The following is a 3,298-nucleotide window of genomic DNA, read 5'->3' on the forward strand; positions in this document are numbered from 1 at the left end:
CCCCCTTGTAAATATCGGTATACCGCCTGACGACTAATCCCAAAAGCTTTCCCTAATGCCATTTTCGATGGATACTTCCCCTCCTTCCATGCTTGTCGTAAAGCTTCAGCTTGGTCAGGCTTTAGTTTATGCACCCGACCTTTGTACTTCCCCTGAGCAGAGGCGAGTTTTATTCCTTCCTTTTGCCGCTCTAAAATGATCTCACGTTCGAACTGTGCAAAAGCACCCATCATTTGAAGCATCAAATTATCCATCGGGGTGGATTCGGCTGTAAAAGTAATATTTTCTTTTACAAACTGGATGGCGATCCCTCGTTTGACCAGTTTATCTACTTCAGTGACCAAATCTTTTAGGCTTCGCGCAAAACGATCCATTGAATGTACAATCACCCTGTCCCCTTCCCGGACATAGTTCAACATTTCCTGAAATTTAGGGGCACTGTTGCAAATAGAGATTTGAGTCGATGATGTTCCCTTTAAAAAGTACTTAGAGACCGAAAACCCTGTTGATTAGACACACTTCACCCTGAGGCTGACCATAATAAAATGACGATGCTTGTCCTTTACGTAGTGCACGCATGACTTCAATACCTTTAATTGTGGCATAAGCCGTCTTCATAGATTTGAATCCTAATGTGGTCCTGATGATCCGCTTTAGCTTGCCATGATCACATTCAATCACGTTATTTTTATACTTAATCTGCCTGTGCTCAAGGTCTGGTGGACATTTACCTTCCCGTTTTAACCGTGATAAAGCACGTCCATATGTGGGTGCTTTATCCGTGTTGATCACTTGTGGAATTTGCCACTTCTTCACATTATTTAAAATTTTTCCAAGAAAACAATATGCTGATTTGGTATTACGTCTAGAAGAAAGATAAAAATCAATGGTATCGCCACGTTGATCGACTGCACGATACAGATAAGACCATCGTCCATTCACTTTTACATAGGTTTCATCAATATGCCACGAGCTCAGATCTGTAGGATTACGCCAATACCAGCGTAAACGTTTTTCTATTTCAGGAGCATAACGTTGAACCCAACGGTAAATAGTCGTGTGATCAACATTCACACCCCGTTCGGCCAGCATTTCCTGCAGTTCACGATAGCTAATGCCATATTTACAATACCAGCGCACAGCCCAAAGAATGATTTCGCCCTGAAAATGCCGACCATGGAAAGGATTCATATGCTGCACCTTTAGCTAAAACAGTCTTCAGCTTACCATTCGTGGTTATTTGCAACAGTGCCCTTACTTCAAAGCCAAAATTTTTCGGGCACCATTCAGTACGAATAAAGAAACCAGTATGCCAATGATTAAGTCTGGATAAGCTGATCCCGTCCACGCCACGAGTACACCGGCAAATATAACGCCCATATTTACGACAACGTCATTCGCCGAGAAAATCCAACTGGCTTTCATATGTGCGCCATCTTCTCGATGACCAGAAATAAGATATAAGCATGTCACGTTAGCTATAAGTGCGAGCAGGCCAATAACAATCATGAGCGTTGATTCTGGCTCGCTTCCAAACATGAATCGTCTAATGACATCAACAATCACGATAACAGCAAGTAATAACTGAATCCAACCTGCGAAATGGGCTGCTTTTATTTGATATTTCGCAGCTTTTCCGACGGCATATAGCGCAATACCATAAACGGCTGCATCGGCAAACATATCTAGAGAATCAGCAATCAATCCTGTAGACGCAGCAATAATACCGCTGATGAATTCTATAAAGAAAAGTAGAGCATTAATACCTAATAACAGTTTAAGTACTTTAGCTTGTCTCACAGGATCAGGTTCATTAGGTATATCGCCTGAAGAAAGCTGTATTTCATCAAGTTTCGCCCCAAAACCCAGTCCTTCGAGTTTAGCCGTAATTTGCTGAATCCCTTCATTATGGAAGACTTTCAGTTTTCGATTGGGAAGATCAAAAGTAAGACCTTTAACTGCTTCAATATCTGCAAGAGCCATACGGACCATTTGCTCTTCAGCAGAGCAATCCATTTTAGGAATGGTGTAGGTACTTGTTTGCTTAGCCTGTTGATTGCTTATATAAGTTTCAGTCTTCACAAGCTTTGCACCAAAACCCAAAGCTTCAAGTTTGGTGGTTATATTTTCATCTTTTTGATTATGTAGAACCTTTAAAGAACGGTTAGGTAAATCAAAGATGAGTTTTTGAACACCATCAATTGAAGATAGCGCCATACGAACCATCTGTTCTTCCGCAGAACAATCCATTTTGGGAACTAAGTATTCACTCATGTAGTGCGAATCTTTTAAAACGTCTTCAGTGCTTAAATTTTCTTTGGGATCAGAACCACAACAGGATTGAGCGGTATCTTCACAACTGTTTGAAGTGTTACAGCAAGGAGATGAAGATTTTTTTTCTTCCTCTTCACCACAACAGCTAAGCGTATTATCGCAATTCTTTGAATTGTTTGCTTCTGCAATTGATGGATGATTTTCTTGTTGAGATTTCTTATCTTCGCATGGTGTTTCTTTACTACATCCACAACCACTCATAATTATACCCATTAAAAAAATTATAAACTTTGAATATTAGAATCCCTATAGTTACTATAGAGTCAAGAATCTTTGGAAATACTAACTCAATGCATTTAAAAATTGGTGAACTCTCTAAAAAAACCTCATGTTCAGTATTAACAATTAGGTTTTATGAAAAGGAAGGTTTAATTCCGGAACCGGAAAGAACGGAAGGAAATTACCGCCTTTACGATGTAGGCTATGTTGAGCGAATTAAATTTATTTTGAATTGCCGAACTTTAAATATGAGTTTGAATGAAATTCGTCAATTACTTACCTATAAAGACAAACCTGAGAAAAATTGTTCAGATGTGAATGAATTAATTGACTTACATGTCAGTGCTATCAGAGAAAATATAATCAAGCAACAAAAGCTTATTGAACAACTATCTGATTTAAGAGGTACTTGTGATGGTTTATGTACAATTGACCAATGTGGAGTTTTAAAAAATCTAGCTTGATTATCTAGACCTATGCTTTTTTCAAAAAATCGGCACTGTTGCAAATAACCACGAATGGTAAGCTGAAGACTGTTTTAGCTAAAGGTGCAGCATATGAATCCTTTCCATGGTCGGCATTTTCAGGGCGAAATCATTCTTTGGGCTGTGCGCTGGTATTGTAAATATGGCATTAGCTATCGTGAACTGCAGGAAATGCTGGCCGAACGGGGTGTGAATGTTGATCACACGACTATTTACCGTTGGGTTCAACGTTATACGAATCTAAAAATGGGAGCCTATAG

Annotated in this window: 3 protein-coding genes and 2 pseudogenes; 2 read left to right on the plus strand and 3 right to left on the minus strand. The window is 39.4% G+C overall.

All coding sequences use genetic code 11. The features are described 5' to 3' along the window. From AVJ19_RS20620 to AVJ19_RS20630, 3 genes and pseudogenes are all read right to left on the minus strand, one after another. Positions 1-437 (minus strand): annotated as a pseudogene (locus tag AVJ19_RS20620) (recombinase family protein); the annotation flags it as partial. Between the two features lie 49 nt (positions 438-486). Continuing rightward, positions 487-1,191 (minus strand): IS6-like element IS1006 family transposase, encoded by a 705-nt coding sequence (locus AVJ19_RS20625; RefSeq protein WP_089606600.1) that lies wholly within the window; start codon positions 1,189-1,191, stop codon positions 487-489. A 63-nt stretch (positions 1,192-1,254) separates the two neighbouring features. Continuing rightward, complete coding sequence (locus AVJ19_RS20630) at positions 1,255-2,535, minus strand: cation transporter (protein WP_005093338.1); 1,281 nt, start codon at positions 2,533-2,535, stop codon at positions 1,255-1,257. A gap of 89 nt (positions 2,536-2,624) precedes the next feature. Between AVJ19_RS20630 and cadR the strand changes: the two genes are divergently transcribed. Next, positions 2,625-3,017, plus strand: a complete 393-nt coding sequence (cadR, locus tag AVJ19_RS20635) for a Cd(II)/Pb(II)-responsive transcriptional regulator (RefSeq protein ID WP_000550240.1) — start codon at positions 2,625-2,627, stop codon at positions 3,015-3,017. A 93-nt stretch (positions 3,018-3,110) separates the two neighbouring features. Continuing rightward, a pseudogene (locus tag AVJ19_RS20640) lies at positions 3,111-3,298 on the plus strand (hypothetical protein); the annotation flags it as partial.

The sequence above is a fragment of the Acinetobacter sp. CFCC 10889 genome (assembly GCF_003268395.1).
In the GTDB taxonomy this organism is placed as follows: Bacteria; Pseudomonadota; Gammaproteobacteria; order Pseudomonadales; family Moraxellaceae; genus Acinetobacter.

Bases quoted from the DNA above. Each gene is read 5' to 3' on its own strand.
- cadR (WP_000550240.1), top strand. From the start codon at position 2,625: ATGCATTTAAAAATTGGTGAACTCTCTAAAAAAACCTCATGTTCAGTA.
- AVJ19_RS20630 (WP_005093338.1), bottom strand. From the start codon at position 2,535: ATGAGTGGTTGTGGATGTAGTAAAGAAACACCATGCGAAGATAAGAAA.
- AVJ19_RS20625 (WP_089606600.1), bottom strand. From the start codon at position 1,191: ATGAATCCTTTCCATGGTCGGCATTTTCAGGGCGAAATCATTCTTTGG.